Source organism: Flavobacterium sp. W22_SRS_FK3, from assembly GCF_052113665.1.
Lineage (GTDB): Bacteria > Bacteroidota > Bacteroidia > Flavobacteriales > Flavobacteriaceae > Flavobacterium.
In genome coordinates, this window is record NZ_JBGQOF010000002.1 from 94,891 (window position 1) to 117,036 (window position 22,146).

Annotated in this window: 12 protein-coding genes; all 12 read right to left on the bottom strand. The window is 37.1% G+C overall.

Features of this window, described 5'->3' with window-relative positions:
- The 12 genes from ACEN2I_RS02290 to ACEN2I_RS02345 all read right to left on the bottom strand — a co-directional run bounded on the left by ACEN2I_RS02290 (position 1) and on the right by ACEN2I_RS02345 (position 22,055).
- Positions 1–1,023 (bottom strand): pectinesterase family protein, encoded by a 1,023-nt coding sequence (locus tag ACEN2I_RS02290; protein ID WP_441764503.1) that lies wholly within the window; start codon positions 1,021–1,023, stop codon positions 1–3.
- A complete protein-coding gene (locus ACEN2I_RS02295; RefSeq protein ID WP_441764504.1) occupies positions 1,023–1,838 on the bottom strand; it encodes a rhamnogalacturonan acetylesterase in 816 nt (271 codons plus the stop codon). Before ACEN2I_RS02295 ends, ACEN2I_RS02290 begins: the two co-directional genes overlap by 1 nt.
- A 26-nt stretch (positions 1,839–1,864) precedes the next feature.
- Positions 1,865–2,854 carry an alpha/beta hydrolase fold domain-containing protein gene (locus tag ACEN2I_RS02300; RefSeq protein WP_441764505.1) on the bottom strand — a complete coding sequence of 330 codons (990 nt, stop codon included), beginning with the start codon at positions 2,852–2,854 and terminating at the stop codon, positions 1,865–1,867.
- Positions 2,855–2,983: 129 nt separating this feature from the next.
- Positions 2,984–5,563: a carbohydrate-binding protein gene (locus ACEN2I_RS02305; protein WP_441764506.1), complete on the bottom strand. Its 2,580-nt coding sequence runs from the start codon at positions 5,561–5,563 to the stop codon at positions 2,984–2,986.
- A gap of 240 nt (positions 5,564–5,803) precedes the next feature.
- Positions 5,804–9,019 (bottom strand): pectinesterase family protein, encoded by a 3,216-nt coding sequence (locus ACEN2I_RS02310; protein ID WP_441764507.1) that lies wholly within the window; start codon positions 9,017–9,019, stop codon positions 5,804–5,806.
- Positions 9,020–9,316: 297 nt separating this feature from the next.
- Positions 9,317–11,011, bottom strand: a complete 1,695-nt coding sequence (locus ACEN2I_RS02315) for a glycoside hydrolase family 28 protein (protein ID WP_441764508.1) — start codon at positions 11,009–11,011, stop codon at positions 9,317–9,319.
- Positions 11,012–11,208: 197 nt separating this feature from the next.
- Positions 11,209–12,438, bottom strand: a complete 1,230-nt coding sequence (locus ACEN2I_RS02320; RefSeq protein WP_441764509.1) for a glycoside hydrolase family 88/105 protein — start codon at positions 12,436–12,438, stop codon at positions 11,209–11,211.
- A 123-nt stretch (positions 12,439–12,561) separates the two neighbouring features.
- Positions 12,562–14,208, bottom strand: coding sequence for a glycoside hydrolase family 43 protein (locus ACEN2I_RS02325; RefSeq protein WP_441764510.1), 1,647 nt, complete (start codon positions 14,206–14,208; stop codon positions 12,562–12,564).
- A gap of 171 nt (positions 14,209–14,379) precedes the next feature.
- Positions 14,380–16,029 (bottom strand): DUF5123 domain-containing protein, encoded by a 1,650-nt coding sequence (locus ACEN2I_RS02330; protein ID WP_441764511.1) that lies wholly within the window; start codon positions 16,027–16,029, stop codon positions 14,380–14,382.
- A 10-nt stretch (positions 16,030–16,039) separates the two neighbouring features.
- Positions 16,040–17,935, bottom strand: coding sequence for a RagB/SusD family nutrient uptake outer membrane protein (locus ACEN2I_RS02335; protein ID WP_441764512.1), 1,896 nt, complete (start codon positions 17,933–17,935; stop codon positions 16,040–16,042).
- A 20-nt stretch (positions 17,936–17,955) separates the two neighbouring features.
- A complete protein-coding gene (locus tag ACEN2I_RS02340; RefSeq protein ID WP_441764513.1) occupies positions 17,956–21,165 on the bottom strand; it encodes a SusC/RagA family TonB-linked outer membrane protein in 3,210 nt (1,069 codons plus the stop codon).
- A 74-nt stretch (positions 21,166–21,239) separates the two neighbouring features.
- Positions 21,240–22,055, bottom strand: coding sequence for a hypothetical protein (locus ACEN2I_RS02345; protein WP_441764514.1), 816 nt, complete (start codon positions 22,053–22,055; stop codon positions 21,240–21,242).
- Between the last annotated feature and the right edge of the window lie 91 nt (positions 22,056–22,146).

The window sequence follows — 22,146 nt, forward strand, 5'->3', positions numbered from 1 at the left end:
CTATTTATATAAATCAATCACTTTATTCGGATTCCAATTATCAACAACCGGAGGATTTGCATACGTTGTCTTTAAAACATTTTTTACTTTGTAAACCTTTGCCTGATCTGATGTTAGCTTTTTCATCCATTTTACCCTTTCATTTGGATAAGCACCAGCACCTGAAGAATTGTATTCGCTATATCTGGCTGTGGATTCATTTACAGTTTTACCCCAGTTATTCCAGCCTGCTGATTTTATGGCATCAGACATTTGGGTGTTGATAAAAGCAACAGCTGCATAAGGCCTCCAGGGTCTTCCCAATGTGGTAATATTTTTTCCGGTTCCGGTAATTTTACAATTGCTGAATACATAGCCAAAATTCACATATTCTTTAGTCGAAGCTGCCGTAATAGCACTTCCGCCTTTGGTATGTAAGGTACAATTATCAAAAAAAGCCGTAGAACTTCCGAAGATAAAGTCTGTTGAGCCTTCGATATAACAATCCTTAAAATATTGGCGGCCATCTGCTCCATACACAGTATCCTGAAAACCTAAAAATTTACAGTTGTTAAATACGGCTTTATCTCCATGAATACTAATTGCCAATGCCTGGCCAACCGGACCTGAAGCGTTTTCGAACGTTATTTTTTTGGCATAAAATCCAGTCCCCATAATAAAACAGCTTGAAGAACCGCTTGTACCATAGCCTTTATTAGTTGCCGGATTTATTTTGCTGGAATAATTATCATAAGTGATGATTACTTTGTCTGCATCCTCTCCAATTAAAGTGACGTTATTTTTATCCGCTTCTAAAGTGACAACCTCTTTATAGGTTCCGTTTTTTACAAAAATAACGGTTCGGTCTTGCTTTAATTTTGGAACAGCATCAAATGCTTCCTGCACCGTTTTGTAATCACCGCTTTCGTCTTGTGCTACCACAAAATAGTATTTGTTTTTTTTAGATTTGGAAGTTTGTGCAAAAAGGGGTTGAAATACAATCAGGCATAGTAAAATGTATTTTAAAACAATAATCTTATTCATTATTTTTTAATATTAGAATTCAATTGCTTCATCCCTTCAAAGACAAGCCTGGCTACTTCTATTCCTCCTTTCGTTTGGAAATGGGTATTGTCTTTTTGACCTTCAGGGTATGCTTCGTATTTTCCTGCGGGTAAATTCATAAAATAATTTTCGGATACAAAATCTTTTCCTTTTTTGGTAAAAAATTCTCTTGAAGCTTTGTTCAGATCTATTAAAGGCACTTTCATCTCTGCCGCAACATCTTTTGGCGCTTTGTCGTATTCTCCGTGGACATCATTTAAAACATTTTCTTTCCATGGAAAATTTCTTGCTACTGGTGTCAGGATGATTGGAGTCGCTCCTTTTTCACGTGCCTGCGATACAAACAGTCTTAAAAATTCTTTATAGCCTTCGATATCTACATATCTTTCTGTTTTATCTTTTGCTCCGTCATTATGACCAAACTGCATCATAACAATATCTCCTTTTTTAAGATTTTCATAGACCGATCTCCAGCGTCCTTCCTGAAAAAAAGTTCTGGTGCTTCTTCCACCCCTTGCTCTGTCATCCACAAAAACACTATCTTTTTTTATCAGATTCTTTATTTGCTTCAAACTGTCTTTGGCAAAAAATGGCTGAAAAACCTGTCCCCAGCCTGTAACCGGATATCTGGTTTTCATATAGTCTTTTCCCGGTTCATAATTATTGGCATAATCAGCCATAGTCGAATCGCCAATTAAATAAATGGTTGTTACATTGGATTTTTTTGTAGTGAAAGCCATAATCATAAAGCTTGCAGCAACACAAAAAATAGAGATTGCAAATTTTGATTTCATATTTGTTATTTCGAATGTTAATTTCATTATTTATTCAAATTTTTAATTAAAAAATTATAGATGTGATTTACGGTAGGATCTACCCAGGGTTCAAACAGCCAGAAAGGATGTATTTTTACATCAAATTTATGGACTTCGGTATTTATACCCCATTCTTTCATCATTCCGATTAGCTCATCCTGTCCTGCATGAAATCTGGAAAAACCGCTATTGATGAATAATATGGGACAAGATTTTTCATTCGCCCAAAAAATACTGGAAGCATCTTTCCATACTTCCGGTTTTTCAACGAAAGTACCACCCAACCACTCTACATCAGGTGAATTTGGTTTTCTGTTTAAATTAAGAGAAGAAGGTGCCATGAAATCAACCACTCCGTCAATATCAACAATAGCGTTTATTTCACTTGAAAAACCTAAATTGCCCTGATCGCCTTCTTTGGAGGCTACACCACTTGTAAGTCCCACAAGCATAGCCAGCTGTCCTCCGGCCGAACAGCCAGAAATAGCAATTTTGTTTGGATCAATATTGAATTTTTCTGCATTTGCCCTTGCCCATCTTACCGCTGATTTAATGTTATAAACTGCTGCGGGATATTTTGCTTCCATCGAAAGCTGGTATTCCACACATATTGTTACGATTCCTTTGGCTGCCAGTTTTTGCGCCATTGGCACCTGCATTGTTTTATCACCAGATCTCCATCCGCCACCATGAACCATAATCAGAGCGGGATATTTACCGGATTTCTTTGGAGAGAAAACATCTACATGTAAATCCCTGTCTCCAAAAGGGGTATTTTTTAACGTTGTGTAAACCAGATTTCTGTGTTCTGCAACTCCGGCTGGTAATAGGTCTTTGGCTATTTTTATATCCGGAAAACGTTTTTTATTCTTCCTGAATTCATTGGCTACATTATAGGAAGTATCCTTTGGAATAACCCGCACATTATCCTGAGCCCAAATCTGGAAACACAGGAGAAAACATAATCCTAAAACAGTTTTATCAAACAATCTCATCTTTTTTTTTTTATTAATCTTATAAGCAAAGAAACAGCTATAAATTGAGTTTTTACCTTAAGGCATTATTAAAAAAAGGGATTGTTATGGTCATCCTAGAGCCAATAACAATCCCAAAATTTGAAAACTTTATTTCACGATTATTCTGGTCGTCAATCCTGTTTTAAAGCTTTTGATGATGTAAATTCCATCAGACAAATCACTTACAGAAATAGTGGTTTCCAGATTCGTTGTATTAACTTGTTTTACTACAAGCCCGGCAAGATTAATAAATGCCACAGTATCAGTATCAACAAATGATTTCAACGTTATTTTATTTTTACCCACTGTTGGATATGCGTAGAACAAATTGCTTTTGTTTTCATATTCAGGTAGAGCAAGAGTCCCGTTTTGAGTATCTGTTATTTGTTTTACGATATTATTAATGTAAACTTCTATGTTGGTATATCCTGCATCCAGTGTTTTCAAATTTCCATCGGCAGCATTAGCAGGATTTAAACCTTTTTCTGTTTCCCATGCATCCGGCATACCATCTCCGTCAGTATCGTCAGGCGCTGGTGCAGTAGGTAATTCCGGCCATCCACCGGCAGCCGTTGGCGTATCAATATAACCGTTTGTGCTTCCGTTACCCCCATTCATAATTGATGCAGTTCCGGATCTTGTATCGTTAACAGCTCTTAAGTCAACAGCATCCCTGAATAAATTTGCTCCGGCATGGTCTAAAACCAATTCGTATGCTTTTGTAGCGTTGTGTGTTGTAATTTCTGCAAAAGGATGTGGCGTTTCAATTTTTAATTCATCTTTGTTGGCTTCTGTTACGGGTAACTGACTGCTGTGAAACTGACTAAAAACACCATACGTCCAGTTATCTTGAGTGGCTCTTGGAGATCCGTCAACATAATTACCATCTACATAATATTTTCCCCAAATGTCGTACAATGGTGAAGTTGAATCTAGAATTCTTCCTGTTGATAGAATACGCTCTTTAGTATTTTTAGAAGTTCCTGGCCCTGGTTTCCAATAATTATTTACCATATTTACATTCATTCCGTCACCACCGTAGCAGCTGTTGCCTCCCCAGTTGTAAATCACATTATTACGTACATCAACCAGATCCGTCAGGGCAAAAATATCATTTGCATATTCGCCAAGCCTTGGATTACGGCTATCATGGTGTGCCAATAAATTGTGATGAAAGGAAGCATTTCTACCTCCCCATACACCGCCATAACCATGAGAGCCTTTATCATGAACAGAATTTTTAAGACTTTCGGAAATAATACACCACTGAAGCGTAAAATTTTCATTCTGATAAAAAGAAACACATTCATCAGTTGACCAGCTCATCGAACAGTGATCTACTATAATATTGTTTTGAAAACGTCCGCCCAATGCATCATTCTCGACTTTTTTAACATCTCCCATTCTAAAACGCAGGTAACGAATAATTACATTATTACCTCTTACCTTCACATTATAATCTCTCAGGGTAATGCCTCCGCCCGGAGCAGTTTGTCCTGCGATTGTAATATTGTCCGTAATATTCAGCTCACTTTCCAGTATAATGGTTCCCGACACCTTGAAAACAACAATTCTGGGACCGCTCTGCGCTATTGCAGCACGAAGGGAGCCTGGTCCTGAGTCATTCAAATTGGTTACATAAATTACTTTTCCGCCCCGGCCACCGGTAACATATTTTCCATAACCTTCTGCTCCCGGAAAAGCGGGTGTTTCTTTATCATTTCCTCCTGCCGCTCCCCAAAAAGCGTAAAATATTTGATTACCAGTGGTAGTTGTTTCAATTTTTTTAATAGTGTTCGGTACTGTCAGCGATGTTGACCATCCGTAAAAAGTATAACCAAGCAAAGTTGGAACAGGTAAAGGTACTGAAGTTCCTTCGGTGTATGCTGTTGGAGTTAAACCTGTTAATGCTGTTCCGTCAATTGAATTTAGATACGATATCGTATAGGTATTAACGGCTTTAAATTCTGCTGTATAAGTGCTGTTTGCAGTAATAGCAAAAGTAACCGGATTAGCTGTTGAAACAGGAGTTCCATTACCATCTACCCATCGTAAAAAGTTATAACCAAAGTTAGGAGCTGCTGTCAGTGTAATTTGGGTCTCTTCAACAAACTGGCTTCCAGGATGACTTGAAGTTATGGTTCCCGATGAAGTCGGACCCACATTTGTTGTTAGAGTATAAGTTACTGCTGAGGCATTGGTCACTTTTTCAAAATAATCAAAATTGCCTACATAGTTATTTCCAGTGACTGTTTTAAACACGAAATACAAATCATGTGTTCCTGTAGTTTGGGCTATAGGAGCAGAAACAACTTGATAGGTTGTCCAATTACCTGTTGAAGTCGCATTAATATTGGCTGTACCAATTAGAGTACCATTAACTGCATCGATTCTTATTTCTACCGTTCCGGCCAAAGACCCAACTGTTGGTGATCCTGTTTGTGTTCTACTAGCTGCTGCTATATCAAAACGCGTATCGTATTGATTAAAGACATGTCCTGCGAAACTAACCCAATATCCATTCTTACAACTTCCGATATTTTTACCACCGGAAAGGGCAGCATTAGTTTCTGTGGCTACTCCATTGAAGGTAGTAAAATTTTCGGCTTCTATTCGCTGCACTGTTTGCGAAAATCCTATTACTGAAAATAATGTCAGCAATGCGGAAATAAAATATTGTTTTTTCATTTGACTTTTTTGTGTTACTACTATTTTGTGTTCCTACTGTTTTGTGTTTAGCACATCAAAAGGCTAATGTCAAATTTGAGAGACGAATAGTTCATTTATTTAAGTTTAAAAATTTCATTATTTGATAGAAAAACATAGCTATGCGAACAGGCGAATCATTGAGCTATCCAACTCTTTTTTTCTATGGTTCAATGCGTTTCATTTTTTATTTTTCAAGAATTATAATTACATCCCACGGTTTTATTTAACTATCTTCACTACTTCTGTTCCGTTATCTGAATTAATTTTCAACAAATAGACACCTGAAGTCATTCCAGATACATTTACTTCTTCTACTTCATTTCTGACTGTTCTTTTCATCAACTCTTTTCCATCTAATCCGAATAATTCTATCGTGGCATTTTCAACTGTTGCAGGAACAGACACAAAAAATTGGTTATTTACTACCGGATTTGGATATACCTTGACACCTTTTATTTCATTTTGCTGAACAGCTAAAGTCGGTACGTTAATTGGATTGGAATCCAAACCTAAACCTCCCATGGAATTCGCAGCTCTAACTTTATAAGTTCCCGTTGCAGTGAAATTATAACTATTGGAAGTCACGAAATCAACAAAAATATCATCCTTAAAAATTGCCCAGCCTAAAACGTAGTTATTGTCTGCCCATGTTAATGATGTTCCATTATTAGTCACAACTGGCGCCGAGATTTGATCCGTATAAAGTCGAGGCTGCCATCCGTCACTGCCCAAAACATTTTCAACAGTATAATTGGCGACTTCTGTTGCCGTAAGTACCGGATTAAGAGTTACCGAACCGCCACTTCCATTAGTATAATTAGTTTTTCTGTTGGACAAATCGACAAGACCGCCTGTGGCATTCACGCTATTGTATTCTGCATAAACTTTAGGCAAGGTGCCCCATGCAGACCAACCTTCAGCCTTAGGTACTATATTCATTTTAGTATTGATAAAAACCACTTGTGGTGCATCATGCCAAGGACGACCCAAGCTGTATGTTCCTTTGTTAATATCGGCTCCATCAATGGTACAGTCACTAAAAACAAATCCCCAACCAGTTGCAGGAGTTGATGCAGCTGTAATCACATTACCGCCTCTGTTTTCTAAATAGAGTAAACATTCTTTGAAAAAAGCATCGCTACTTCCGTATATAAAATCTACCGTACCGTGAATTTCACCGTTTTCAAGATATATCTTTTGGCCTGCTGTATAAAAGGTGTCTTGATTTCCCAACAGTGCCACATTTTTCAAAATATTTTTATTTCCAACATTTTCAAGAGCAAGCCCACGTCCACCATATTCACCTGAACCATAACTTAATTTATTCATAAGAGTTAAATCCTGCATGTAAATATTATTTGCAGTTTCTGTTAAATTAATTGTTGAAACGTCAAAACCTTCATCAATCATTTGAGGCTTATTAAAAAGGATTGTTTTATCCATACTTTGTCCAATAAGAGATACATTTGGAGTTGAAATCTTGGTTTCTTTTTTGGCATCTCCAGTCAAAAGACCTAAGTCATAATTTCCATTAGGTAAAAAGATAAAAAACCTGTTTCCGCTTGGAGCTGCTGCGATAGCCGCTGCCTTTGCTGCAGCAAAATCGCCATCAACACCCACTATAAAATCGTATCTTTTTTTAGTTACTGTTGGTTTATTCAGAGTAGTGAAATTAAAAGAAACAGGCGTAGTCAAGGTGTTTCCTGACAAATCAGACACCTTGCTTCCAGCAAGCGTAAAAGTATAATTGGTATTGTAATCCAAGCCCACGTAAGGAAAACTAATTGTTTTTCCCACAACTTCAGGAGTCAGGGTTTTACTTCCCAATGTTGCTGTAGTCCCTTGTGCAATTTGAACTTTCTCATCAAAAGTCAGAATAATTTTTCCATTGGTACCAACCGTAGTTGAAGCTGCCGCAGGAAGAGTGGATTGAAGAATTGGAGCAATGGCATCAATAATCAAAACTTCATCAGCTTTTACCATAACGTTAGATAAAACCGTTGCTGTAACGTCAAATGTGATTCCGTCTGCGGGTAATCCATGTTTTGGACCAGCAACATTAGGAAACCATCGGAGATATACTTTTGCTTTTCCTTCTGCCTCAACCGGCAATGTTCCGCCAATTGGTGTAATTGTACTTTTATTTATGGTAGTTAAGCTAGAAATATCTACAAAGTTCACGCCATCCAGCGAATATTGGAAAGTCCACTCGTCACAACCGTAATAGAGACCAATAAGTCCAGACGAAACATTAATATTTTTATATCCAACCGTTGAAAATGAAGTCATGAAATAGAAAAAATTCCCTCTATCAGTATTCCAAACGCAAACCCCATTTTTTCCACCCCTGTTTTGAAGTCTCACGCTGGGAGCAAACACATTGTCTGAAACATTATAAGCAGATATTTGTGGTCTATTATCAACATTAGAATACAACTCGGCGACCCTAGGATTAGCATATTGGTCATTCATGAATGTCCAGCCAGCTATAAAGGATACATTGTCATAAGTACCCGTAATACTTTTATTTCCATCCATTGTTACAGAAGTACTCAATGCTGTTGAGCCATCAGACCAGTTGTAAAATTTAATAATATCATTTTCAACAGCCGTAATGGTAACATTTGTTCCTGTTTCATAAACAGAAAACGCACCATCTTTACCAGTCGGAGAAACCATATATTCACCTAAGCCGAAAGCGCCTGCTACGTTTACGTTTAAGGTATAGGTATTCACTGCTTCGTATTCTGCAACAAGAGTTGAATTTGTAGTTATAGTAAAAGTATATGGATTTGCTGTTGAAACAGGATTTCCGTTACCATCTGTCCATCTCACAAAATTATATCCAAAGTTTTTATTTGCGGTTACCGTAATGGCGGTTCCATCAACAAAATTAACTCCTCCGGGATTCGAAGAAACTGTGCCCGATGCAGCAGGGCTCACACTAGTTGTCAGCGTATAAGTAATAGCACCCGGAATAGTCGTTACTTTTTCTAAATAATCTAAATTGAACAGGTATCCTGTATTTGTTGGATGCTTAAAAACCAAAAATAAATCATGTGTTCCGGTTGTAGGAATGATTGTTGTCGAAAACATTTTGTAATCGCTAAATGATGTCGATCCGGATACTGTGGCTGTCCCAATTAAAGTTCCTGTTGAAGAATCCAATCGCAACTCAATCGTTCCTCCGGTTGCTCCGGCTGCCGCTATATTAAAACTAGTATCGTACTGATTAAATACATGCCCTGTAAAACTAATCCAGGTATTGTTTTTAATATACCCAACATTTTTTCCTCCGGAAAGTGCCGCATTATTTTCGGCTTTTGCACCTGAAGCTGTATTAAAACTTTCTGCTTCAATTTTTTGAATTGTCTGCGAAAATCCCATTACTGAAAAAAGTGTTAGTAACAAGAACATAAAATATTGTTTTTTCATTGTGGTTTGGTTTTGGTTAGTAAGTTATTTTTTCCTGCTCCAATTTTAATTTTGGAGAAAGGGTCATGCTATTTAATTTTTCATATATATAATTAGTTTGATGCTAAATTTTTATCAGTTCGAGTAATCCCGCCCAAAAGCGGGATTGCATCGGGAACAGTAAACTATCAAAACGGTCCCGCTACATTTTTTTCTATATCTATTACAGAAAAACACTCGAATTGATCTTTTTAAATATTTTTTATGACAATCCTACACTTTAGAACTAATCATTAAGGACTAGTGATTAAGAACTTATTATTCAATTAGTTTTACCTCGTCTTTAATTGATTCAAGCACTTTTATATCCTGATCAAAAGCCATTTTCTGGCCATTTTTCTTCAATGATATTTCTTTTGTGGTAGTACCTCCAACCCAAAACAGTTGATTTTCTCCGGCAGATTTAAAAGTTCCGACTGTTATATTTTGAGTGTTTGAAAAACTTGCTGCAATACCAGGCTTGTCAAGTTTTATCTCAACATTCTCAAAATCAATTTTACTGGCATAATTCATTTGAATACCAACATCTGATCGAATAATCATGTTTTTGAATTGTAAATTATCAACAGGCATTTCCGGGATACCCATAATTTTCAAGGCTTGTTTAGCTCCATCAACATAAATATTCTTGAAATACATATTTTTGAATGCCGGAGTTTCTACAGATACAGCTTCTTTTTTTGCAATCATTTCACCAGTAACCGGATCTTCAACTGCTCCCTTAACAAAGTAGTACAGATTAAAGTTTATTGCACCACCAGGTATATCTCGCATTCTAATGTCTTCCATCCAAATATTTTCTACTACCCCGCCTCTGCCTCGAACAGACTTAAAACGCAATCCACTATCCGTGCCGATAAATGTGAGATTCTTGACAAATAGGTTTCGAACTCCTCCTGACATCTCACTCCCAATTACAAATCCTCCATGACCATGATAAACAACACAATTTGTAATTACAAATAGCTCCGTTGGCTTTCCGCGTTCACGCCCTTCTTGATCTTTACCCGATTTTATACAGATAGCATCATCACCTACATCAAAACTGCAGTTGGTTACCGTTCCGATTCGGCAGGATTCTATATCAAGACCATCTCCGTTTTGAGAATACGAAGGATTACGGATGGTAAGATTGCTTATTGTTACATTTTCACACATTAACGGATTCACATTCCATGCAGGTGAATTCTGAAAAGTAACCCCGTCCAAAAGCAGTTTTTCACAACTAACAAGGCTTACCATAACTGGACGTAGTATATGTTTATAAGGTTTCATATTTTCAACTGTACGCATTTGAGGAAGTTTATCCTTTTCTTCAGTACCTATAAAAGAACCTTCTGAAGGATACCATGTTTTACGGTCTTTAGATAGAATTCCACCAGATTTAATAAGATCCTTCCATTGCTCATCGCCCATTTTTGACATTTTTACAGGTCTCCATTTGGAACCATTTCCATCAAAAATTCCCTGTCCTGTAATCGCAATATTTTCTAAATTAACTCCCATAATTGGAGATTCACAGCGAATAACCTTATTTCCTTCAAAATAAGTATCAATAAGTTTATATTGATCTAAATCGCTGGTAAACAAAATATAAGCCCCGTTTTTAGCATGCAAATTGACATTGCTTTTCATATAAATAGGCCCTGTAGTCCACATTCCAGAAGGGATAACAACAACTCCCCCTCCAGATTTCGAGCATTTTGCAATAGCATCATTAATCGCTTTTGTACAAAGCTGTTCTGTATTGGGAACAGCCCCGAAATCAACAATATTCAAAGTGTCTTTTTTAAATGTTGGAATCTGCACCTTAGGCATATTGAAAGGAAGCTTATTGTCTGTTGCTGCTTTATTTTTTTGTTTAGACACATTTTGAGCAACTATCTTGTTTCCAGAGAAAATAAGGGAACACATTACTAATCCGATAAGGGAAACTGATTTAATTTTTATCATATTAATTATATATTTTAAGGTCTTTCATAATTTTTTGAAGTAGAAAAACTGGGCATTTTCAGCCGTCATACTCCCGCACACGAGGCTGTAAGCCGAACTGGCGAAGCAATACGTTACAATCTTTTATGCCGGACCCCGGCACAAAAGGATTTCCACTGCTATCGGGGCGAAATGGAAATTTTTGTTTCTGTCAGTGATTAGTCAGATTGTTTCTTATCCAGGACCTTTTGCAATTCGATACCTGCCATAATAAACGGACCAACTGCTTTGGCATCATTATCACCAATCGGTTCAGAAATATAGTATTCGAATGAACCATCACGATCCGTAGGTTTTTTACCTCCTAATCCGGCAACAGAACAGCATCGTGTAATTGTAATAGTGCCATCTGCATTTTCTTTGATGAACTCTTTCTGAATTCCGTTAAAACCAATTTTGGCCGATTTTAGAAATTTGGATCCAACATATCCCATCCGATACGCTTTGGCAAATGAATACACAAACATAGTCGAGCAGGTTGATTCCAGATAATTGCCTTTGCGTCCCGGCTGATCCATTACCTGCCACCAGACTCCTGAATCTTTTTCCTGAGCATTGCGGACAGCTGTGAATACTTTTTGGAGGATTTTAATCAACTCTTTTCTCTTTGGATGATCCAGCGGAACATAATCTAAAATATCCACCAAAGCCATACAATACCAGCCCTGAGCGCGTCCCCAAATATGAGAAGAACGTCCTGTTTCCCTATTCGCCCAGTATTGTGCCTTCTTCTCATCATAACCATGAAAATTCAATCCGGTTTTTAAATCAAAAGTGTGTTTTTGAATCAGTTCTGCCTGTAAAATGGCGTCATCAATTGACTTTGGAACATTGAAAACAGCTCCATATTGGGCAGAAAATGGATCTGCCATATACACACCATCCAGCCACATTTGCCACGGATAACTTTTTTTGTGCCAATAACCACCATCAGAATTTCTCGGATGACCTTCCAACTGTTTGTGGAGTGTATCCATTGCTATTTTGTAGCGCTCCTCACCTGTATTCTTATAAATTTCAAAAAGTATCTTTCCTGAGTTTATCAAATCAAGGCTATACTTTTCCACTGCGTAGCCTCCCAATATTTTTCCGTTCTGATCAATCAGCTGATCCGCATACGAAACCCCATAATCCCAATATTTTTGCTCTTTGTTATAATCATACAGCTTCTGATTGGCAAGCGTTACCAATCCGTTTGTATAATTCCATTTCGGAAATTTCACTCCATCCAGAAATACAGGATTCGGAATCCTTTTTTGATCAGAATCAGCCATTTTTTTAGCCCATTCGATCGGTGAAATTGGATTGTCTTTTGGTTTCGCTTGTCCAAATGAAACCAAAAGGCAAACAAACAAAGAGAGAATACAATATTTGATTTTATTTATCATTTTTTATTGGAGTAAAGTATATTTATACTTTTTTAATTTAATGTCACCCTGAGCGGAGTCGAAGCCCTTTACGGTTGACTAGCCTTCGACTCCGCTCAGCCTGACACCTTTTTTTGATTATAGTTAATCTTCTTCTACCCTAAACCAGTCATAATCTGCATAACTGCTGTCATTAACAGCCTTAGTTCCTGTTGCAAAAAGCCCGATTTTTGCTCCTACCCAACGACCTGCGCTTGGTTTGAAAGATTTCCCAAACTCTTTGAATTTTTTGCCATCAGTACTATAATAAAAAGTAACTTTAGCATTATAAGGCTCTATGTTTTGTATCATTTGAACTTTGGCACGGAAAAACACATTTTTTTGATTAACAGGAATAGACGTTAATTCTGTTTCTATATCTTTAGAAGTCCTGGCGTTTATCATCTGGCGCTGTACCAATCTTAACCCTCCATCTTTACCCTGCTCTATTGCGATATAGGAATAATCTTCGCCAAATACAATCAAGCCTGTGCCTGATTCTTTTGCATCTGGATGGTTTTCGAAAGTAAGTTTTGCTGTAGCTGTAAAATTGGCACCCGGAAATTTTTGCAAAAGCAAATTCGGCATCATCCACATGGTTTTCACATTTTCATCACGCGGAATACAGTTTAGGCGCATAAATCCAAGATTTGCCGATGACCATCCCCAGTGTTTTGCCGGATTCTGATTGGCCTGCCACTGCCATTGCAAACCGAATTGATATCCATTGAATTCATCAGAAGAAACCAAGGGAGTGGCAGGATAATTTTTACCAACATTAGGTTTTGTGTATTCCATAACCGGTTCTCCAATACCATCATTGTTGCTGTCTTTTCCCATAACCGGCCAGCCTTCTTTCCAGGTAACTGGCTGAAGATTCACAACTCGTCCGTATGCCCAACGATCCTGAAAATGAATAAACCATCCATCTCCATTAGGCGTTTCAACATATCCTCCCTGATGTGGTCCATTCATTTTTGTATCACCCTGATGCAACACAATTTTTGACTCATATGGTCCCCAAACATTTTTAGAACGCATAGCCAGCTGCCATCCCGGTTTTACGCCTCCGGCTGGAGCCATAACCCAGTAATAGCCGTCTCTCTTGTACATTTTAGAACCTTCGACAGTTGTATGACCATTATGTCCGTCAAATACCATCGCCGGATTACCAATTAATTTGGTACCATCTGGCGCAAGTTCTGACAACATTAAAACAGTTTTTACAGCAGCACGGCTTCCTGCAAATGCATAAGATAGATAAGCTTTTCCATCCTCATCCCAAAACGGACAGGTATCAATGATTCCTTTTGCTTCTTTTACCAATACCGGCTCTTCCCAAACACCGGCAGGGTCTTTAGTTTTAACCATATAGATTCCAAAATCAGGATCACCCCAATAAATATAATATTCACCATTATGATAGCGAATTGATGGAGCCCATACACCATCTCCATGATGAACAGTACGATAATGTTCTACGGGAAACTGATTTTGTAATGCATATCCAATTAATTTCCAGTTTACCAGATCATATGAATGAAGAATAGGAAGCCCGGGAGAACTATTAAAACTGGAAGCGGTCATATAATACCCTTCTTTCCCCGCACATACATCCGGATCTGAATAATCAACATGTAAAATAGGGTTCTTGTACTTTCCGTTTCCTAAGTCACCATTCCATCCCTGAGCATTTGCTCCTAATCCATAAACTGTCAAAATAATGGACAGCAGTAATTGTTTTAATTTCATTTTAAATAATATTAATCAACATGTTTTTACTAAAAAACATTTATTATAAGAGCACTGATTATCTTCAGACTAAATTCCCTGAACTATAAGCGTTAAAAAAATTGGATAGGAAAAAGAAGTATCCGGGGTTGGGATACTTCTTTTTTTAACTAAACAATTAACCAGCAGGAATTAAGGAAGCCATCGAAGATCGCCTACCTTGTTTGTAACAATTGGAGAGTTTGAATCTTTTATTGTTAAATCTCCTGCTTTTGGATTTACGAACAAGTTTTGTGCACTTATTCCTAATGCGGTTCCCTGAATACTGGTTGGGCCAAGTAAGTAATCTGTAGTGGTGTAATTATTACTATATGTAGCTGTACTACCTGCTGCTATTGCCTGAATTAGTTTACCACTAGCAGAAGCTAATAATACATTCTTGAAAACTAATGTAGATCCAACCGCATTTTTAAGATTAATCAATGAACGATTATAAGCATAATCATAAATTGTTACATTGTTATATTCTAAATAAATTGGATAAGCTGAATCACCATAATCAAACAAATTCTTGAAATTTTGCGTATTGTTAGTTGTACCATAATAATCTTTCATAAAAGTACAATTAGAAAAAACGGCTTTCTTGAAATTATCTTGTCCCCCAGAGCCAAGAGCAAAGGTACCATAAGGCCCAGTGTGCCCTCCTACATCTTGTAACGTACAATAGCTCATCTCAAAGTTTCCTACTTCTTTGTATTTTCCATTTCCTTGATGTCTCCAAAAACCGCGTTTAAAATAATTGAATACACAGTTATAGAAAGTAATTTCGTCAATTTTCCAAGAATTTCCGCTGTTGAAAAAATAACCGGCATCGATGGTTTGATAGAAACGAATATTTTCGAATGTCAATGAAGTTAAAAGTGATCCTTCTGCAATATTCCAGTTTCCGTTCATTTCAATTTGAGGCATTGCCCCCTGTGTTCCACCCGTAAGTTTAAAACCTTTTGAAATAGTAAACGGGGTAATTTTAAATAACGAACCAGCTTCAAGGAAATATTCTGTTCCTTCCGGAATGGCAGCGTCGTCATTATTAGCTCTCAACAGTGCATCTAAATCATCCCCTTTCATTACCAAAATTTGCTCTGGTGATGGTCCTGCCGAACGAAAACTTACCTGATTGTATGGTTTGTCATAAATACGTGGCTTGTTAGTGTCATAAACATTTACATTATAGGCAGTACTTTTTTCCAAACCTTCAATTTTAGCTTGTCCAATAGCTTTTTCTGCATCTGTCAGCTTGCGCCCGATAGCAGGAATTTCCTTAGACTGTGCCGGTGCGACAGAAATACTATCTACCGGATTAGCCGCATCGATTATCCAGCTTACGGTTACTTCTGTTTCAGTAATACTTACCTTTTCAACCGGTTTCAATATTTGAGCATAAGGCGGACGATCTTCAGTCAAAGCATTTGTGTAAGCCCATTGCGAATTAAATTTAGTATTATCGCTGTTCGCACGAACCCTGATATAAAATTGCGTTTTATACGGAATATCATCCATGAAAATTTGCGTTTCTGTAGTAGTATACGATTTGAACAGACTGGAGTAATAATTGTCTAAATGCAATTCTACTGTATAGGAAGCGGCATCATTTACCTTGTACCATACTACAGCAATTGAATTACTTTCAACCTTAGGCTCAGTAAGCACAAACTTGGGCTGAAACAAATCGCCAACCTTTGCATAAGCAAATTCGTCTTGCTGGCAGGAGTTTAACATTGCTCCAAGCAAAATTATGCTGAAGAATGCTAAAATATAAATTGTTTTTTTTGAATTTTTCATCTTAATTCAATTAATAGTTAAAACCATAATAATTCTGAATAGCTCCACGATGATCCGAAATCACTTTGGAAGGATAAGGACATAAATAACGTAATGGGTCATTTGGAGATTTACTGGCAGCATTGTTGAAGTTTATAAAACCTCTAAAACTCCACTTAATGTCATTGTTTGGCTCATAAGCCTGAGTGTCACTATTTAAAGCATACCATTTTGTTGCAAAAATTGTCTCTGTATATCCTGCTGGTTTAGATTGTAAAACAGGATCAATTCCTTTGATATCTAAAATTATTTTACTTGGGTTATTAGTGTCGGGATTCGGGATTTCTTTCCAAAACACACTTCCGGGAACATTCTCTACACCAGGAACATAAGCCCCATTGGCAACTTTTCCCCAGTTAACAAATTTGTTATATTGGTTGTAAATTACTTCACTGTATTTATTCCAACGGGCTAAGTCAAACTTACGTTTGCTTTCTCCGCCAAGTTCCCAGGCACGCTCATCCATAACAGCCTGAAAAAATAAATCAGGATTTGATTTGGAAGAAACATAGCTATCTACTTTTACAGCCCAGTCTGCCTGATCAAATGCTCTGCGACGAACTCTTTTTAAAGCTTCCTGAGCATCCTGACGCGGTCCAAATCTTTCATTTACAGCTTCTGCATACATCAACAGTACATCGGCAAATCGCATCCATGAGTAGTTGATACCTGTTCCTTTTTGACTTGTACTTCCTTGTGGGTCTCCATAAAGCTTTGACCATTTTCCAACAGCCAGCTTAGCCAAGTCCAGACGAATCACTTGTTTTAAAGTGGCATCGTATGAATAAGGCGCACAAGTAATATCACGTCTCAAATCTTTACTATCAAACGAGTACAAATAAGTTCCTGCCAAATTAACGTTTCCTGAAGCACTTCCATAAGGATGACTTCCTTCTACAATTGGAATACCAACAATATAGCCATATTCTCCTGAGACACCTTTTAATAACGGCAATGAAAATATTACGTCATCATTAACCGGTGTTACCCAATTGTTTTGTTTAATCCAAAAATCACGGTAACTCAATTTGAGGTCATGTTGTCCTTCATTAATTACTTTTCCTAAATATTGTATAGCAATATCGTAATACAATTCATGATTTTCTCCACGAACCATATGACCAATATTGGCAGGATCACTATCAGGACGTAAAGTCCATCCTCCGCGGGTAAGTGCAAGTAAACCAATCAAACCCTGGTTAAAGCTTCTTGATGCACGTTCCGGACCATAATCCAATGCATTTGCATATTGCATTAACGGCTCAACTGACTTTAAATCATCTATCAAAAATTCAAGAATTTTGTTTCTATCCGTTACTCCTACCCTAAAATCCTCATTACCGGTTGATGATGTAGTACGAAACACCACATCTCCCCAAATGCGGATCATATCTAAATATACCATTGCACGAAGTGTTTTAACCTCTCCATACATCTGTGTAATATTTGAAGGTTCTGTTTTACTTGCATTTTTGTAAACATCTGAACCTTCAATTCCCTGAATAACATCATTGGCATTATTGATAATCTTGTACATGGCATTCCAGGTAGAATTCAAAGTTGTCCAATAAGGTTTCGGTTCAAAACAGGCAATGTCAGAACCATTCACATTTACTGTATTAGTACTAACCCCCGCCATCTCTACATCGGTATTCGGATTAAAAACAAAAGCAAGTCTGTTTGAATAGGCTTCGTCTGTCAGCATCAGTGTATACACTCCTGCAACGGCAGATTTTATTTCACTTTCAGAACTAAAAACTTCAGCTTCGGTAAAACCGGTTGCAGGATGTACGTCTAGATAATCATCGCAACCTGTCAAACACAGTACGAAACTAAATAGCATACTTAATAATATCTTTTTATTCATGGTTTTAAGATTTAATTTAATTAAAATGACAGCTGAGCTCCCAAAGTGTAATTTCTTGTTCTAGGATAATCGTTATGATCAATGTTAGGTGTTAATCCTGTTGAAAGGTTAACTTCCGGATCATAGCCTGAGTAATTCGTCCATACAAATAAATTAGTCCCGGTTACATACAAGCGTACTCTGCTAAATATTAATTTTTTGGATATATCTATTGGAATTGTATATCCTATAGAAAGTGTATTCAATCGCAAAAAAGAACCATCTTCTACAGCATAAGACGAGGCAATAGGACGACCTATTGAAGTTGGATTCCACATAGTGGCATCTTTATTAAAATCAGCCAAAAGTGCCGGTGAATAACGAAGATCATTCCCCATATCATCAAAATTTCTCCAACGATTCTCCAATGATACTTCCATCCCTAAATTATTTTGGGAGTTTCTATTCCAGTTAGTCATTACTACTTTGTTTGCGTTGAAAACATCAAACCCACTTACAAAGTTGAAAAAAGTAGAAAAATCAAAATTTTTCCATACTGCATTCAGTCCAAAACCGCCTGAATATTTTGGGTTCGTATCACCAATAACTTTTCTGTCATTCGCACCAATTACATACGTATTAGAATCGGATTCATCAACAGGTGTCAATTTTTTGAACTTAGCATTCCCAGGACGCGGTTCACCAGAGAGGTTTTTGGAGTTGGCAACACCCTCTTTCAGTTTCCATGTTTTGGTTAACGGATCAAATGAATCGAAATCATCCATCGTGTAAAAACCATCATTAACGAAACCGTAAATTAAACCTTTAGTACCTCCAACATAGGCACGATAATCATCATCATTTAGCAAATCTGTTGATGCCCATCCAGAACTAAGAATCCACTCGTTCTCTCCACTTGAAAGTGCTTCGATTTTATTTTTATTATGTCCAATATTGAAATTTACATCCAGGTGAAAATCTTTTTGCTGAATCAGATTAGCATTAATGGCAAATTCAATTCCTTTATTTGATGTCTGTCCTACATTAGTCATGATTTTACTAAAACCTGATGCACCCGGAATATCAGAAGGCACTAACAAATCTTTTACCGTGTTTTGGTAAAATTCTATATTACCTGTTAGACGTTCTTTAAAAAAACCAAAATCCACACCTAAATTAGCCGTATAAGTTGTTTCCCATTTTACATTAGGGTTATTTAAATAAGTAACCTTGCCATTGGGATTATAAAAATTATAATAATAATGACTTTCTTCTCCCCAGCCTACTGATCTGTCTTGTGAAACACCATAATATTTAGCATACAAATCGCCATCAATTCGGTCATTACCCGAAACTCCATAACTTAAACGCAATTTTAAATTTGAAATAGTTGTACTCTCCTTTAAAAATTTTTCATTTGACATTCTCCATGCAATTGCTGCAGCCGGAAACACTCCCCAACGATTATCAGGGCCAAATTTTGTCGAACCATCTGCACGAATGGTAAATGTTGCCAGATATCGGTCATCAAAACCATAATTTACACGGCCAAAGAATGATGAAATTTTATTAGGAGAACCTTCTTTTGAATTGTTTTGGAAAGCTGTTCCCAAAGCAAGATTATCCAATGCTTTTTCTGCAGTTATACCTTCAGGAAAATAACGAGTGGTATACGTTTTACTAGAGCTTCGCTGATCCTTCATTTCCTGACCTACCATGACCTGAAAATCATGAAGGGTATTGATTTTAAAGTTATAATTAAGCACATTATTTAATTGTGTACGAGGGCTTTGTTTCATTTGCCAGCCTACGACTGGAAGTCCACCATTGGCATTTGCAGTACTCGTTTCCAGACCCCAAAAACGGCCGTCTTCTTCATACTGGTATTCGAAACCGAATGAGCTGCGAAGACTTAATCCTTTCATAATATTCCACGTTAAGGCTCCAACTGTATTGAATGTACGTTTCGTACGATTACGATAATTCCTTTCAGCTTCCTGTATTGGATTAAAACGTCTCACAGGCTCATAGTCTTCCGGATCAAAATAAGTTTCGTCCTCAGGTAATGTCATATAATCCTGTAAGCCAAGTGTAGGTGCCTGACGTAGTGCACTAAGCAGACTGACCCCTTCAGTACCTGAACCCTCGATTGTTTGGTTTATAAAACGGGATTGGAATTCAAAAGTAAATTTATCAGACAGTTTCGTATTAAGGGTTAGGTTCATGTTGGTTTGTTTTAAACCGGTTCCTATTAATACCCCTGGCTGATCCTGATTGGTAACAGCAAACTTAAATTTTGTTTTTTCATTACCGCCATTCATACTAAAATCAAGGTATTTAGTAATTGGGTTGCTGCCAAAAATTTCGTCCTGCCAGTCTATTCCTTTGTCTCCCTTGTAAATGTACATCTCATACGCCTGTCCGTAACGATTGTAAAAAGCAGTCGGATTAGAACTTCTTCCTCTTTCGTACTCATATTGCATCATAACATATTCATACGGATCCATTACATCCAGATGATTTGCCAATGTTTTGATTTGCATGTAACTGTTTATATTCACAGAAACCTTCCCAACTTTAGGATTTTTTGTCGTTACCAAAATAACTCCGTTAGCACCACGGGCACCATATATAGCAGTAGATGCAGCATCTTTTAATACTTCTACCGATTCAATATCCGTTGGTGGAATATCATTTAGAGTAGCAACTTCAAACCCATCCACTAAAATTAAAGGGGAATTGTCTTGGGTAATAGAACCTCCTCCACGAATTCGGATCATGATTTCAGAACCAGGAGAACCATCTGCCGAAGTAATCTGAACACCCGGCAATTTACCCACCAAGGCTTCAGCTACAGAACTGGTTGGAACTTTTTCTAATACTGTTCCTTTTATACTGGAAACCGCACCAGTCAGGTTTCCACGTTTTTGTGTACCATAACCAATTACTACTACTTCATTCAATTCACTAGTAGATTCTCTCATTTCGATATCAACTCCGGATGTACGTCCATTTAATGGTACAGTAATATCTTCTAAACCAATAAACTTAACCACTAAAACAGCTGTTTTAGGGTTGATTACTTTGATAGAAAATTTCCCGTCAAAATCACTGGTAGTATTTGCTTTTTCATTTTTTACAATAATTGTTGCACCTGGAATCGAGCCCATTTTATCTCTCACTACTCCCGTTACAGTTATTTCCTGAGCATAACCGCTAATCGTCAAAAACAAGACGATCAATGTGCTCATGATATGTTTTTTTATCATAACGACTATATTTTATTTAGATTTATTTTTTAAATCTGTACATTATTGGATTTCATTTATTTGGTTTGTACAACTCCATCAATGGTTACTACGTAATCTTTGATAATGGATGTATCTGCATCATTCATGTTAAAATCGATATTAGTAACCGTATTCGCTAAAATTGGAAAAGAACCTTCAAATTCTTTTGTTTTTACCACAACTAAATCCGCCGTCATAAATTCTATACGAATAGTAACATTATTCGCTGCTTCATCAGTTTGAAATACAATAAAATCATCTAAGTAATTAATTCCTCCTGAGGTCGTTTTCTTAGATCTGGCCACCGACATATCTCCTTTAATAAATGTTTCGTCCGAAACTTTGTAGCCGTTGCGTTTTACAGAAACAATTGTTTTGATAACAGTATAACTTGGATCTGCTACTATGTCTTTTGCCTTTAAGCGTAATATTCCCGTTCTGGTAAAGATGCTCATGTTAAGTTGTTCTTCAAACGGCGTTGCGTAAGGAACCACTGCTGACATATTTACCTTTTGATCTGCATTGACTGCTTGCGGAATAATAAAATCATTTAGGTTAACTGGTAAAGGAACCATCTCTACCGGAATATCTGTTGCAATAAACTTGTAACTTCCTTTCTCTAGTGCAAAACGATAAAGCGAACTGTAGTTGCCAAAATATTCACCGTTTTCTTTATAAACAAAAATAGCCCTCGTTGTAATGCCTACATTCGTATTCCAGGGCTTGCCATTCAGCTGAAGCGCATAATCTCTCACAACGTAAGGGTCATATTTCATTTCATCGCCAGAGCAGGAAGTGATTATAAAAAGAAGTACACCTACTCCGAGTATTAGTTTTTTTATGTTTTTCATATCATATTATTTAAATTGAAATTTTTTTTATTGTCTGGTAAATTTTTGCCTGCAGGAGGCTCTATATATGCCAGTTAATAATAGAATGAAA

What these genes read in the sequence shown, in the direction of transcription:
- ACEN2I_RS02340 (WP_441764513.1), bottom strand. Translation starts at nt 21,165, where the DNA reads ATGAGCACATTGATCGTCTTGTTTTTGACGATTAGCGGTTATGCTCAG.
- ACEN2I_RS02320 (WP_441764509.1), bottom strand. Translation starts at nt 12,438, where the DNA reads ATGATAAATAAAATCAAATATTGTATTCTCTCTTTGTTTGTTTGCCTT.
- ACEN2I_RS02335 (WP_441764512.1), bottom strand. Translation starts at nt 17,935, where the DNA reads ATGAATAAAAAGATATTATTAAGTATGCTATTTAGTTTCGTACTGTGT.
- ACEN2I_RS02330 (WP_441764511.1), bottom strand. Translation starts at nt 16,029, where the DNA reads ATGAAAAATTCAAAAAAAACAATTTATATTTTAGCATTCTTCAGCATA.
- ACEN2I_RS02315 (WP_441764508.1), bottom strand. Translation starts at nt 11,011, where the DNA reads ATGATAAAAATTAAATCAGTTTCCCTTATCGGATTAGTAATGTGTTCC.
- ACEN2I_RS02305 (WP_441764506.1), bottom strand. Translation starts at nt 5,563, where the DNA reads ATGAAAAAACAATATTTTATTTCCGCATTGCTGACATTATTTTCAGTA.
- ACEN2I_RS02295 (WP_441764504.1), bottom strand. Translation starts at nt 1,838, where the DNA reads ATGAAATCAAAATTTGCAATCTCTATTTTTTGTGTTGCTGCAAGCTTT.
- ACEN2I_RS02345 (WP_441764514.1), bottom strand. Translation starts at nt 22,055, where the DNA reads ATGAAAAACATAAAAAAACTAATACTCGGAGTAGGTGTACTTCTTTTT.
- ACEN2I_RS02310 (WP_441764507.1), bottom strand. Translation starts at nt 9,019, where the DNA reads ATGAAAAAACAATATTTTATGTTCTTGTTACTAACACTTTTTTCAGTA.
- ACEN2I_RS02300 (WP_441764505.1), bottom strand. Translation starts at nt 2,854, where the DNA reads ATGAGATTGTTTGATAAAACTGTTTTAGGATTATGTTTTCTCCTGTGT.
- ACEN2I_RS02290 (WP_441764503.1), bottom strand. Translation starts at nt 1,023, where the DNA reads ATGAATAAGATTATTGTTTTAAAATACATTTTACTATGCCTGATTGTA.
- ACEN2I_RS02325 (WP_441764510.1), bottom strand. Translation starts at nt 14,208, where the DNA reads ATGAAATTAAAACAATTACTGCTGTCCATTATTTTGACAGTTTATGGA.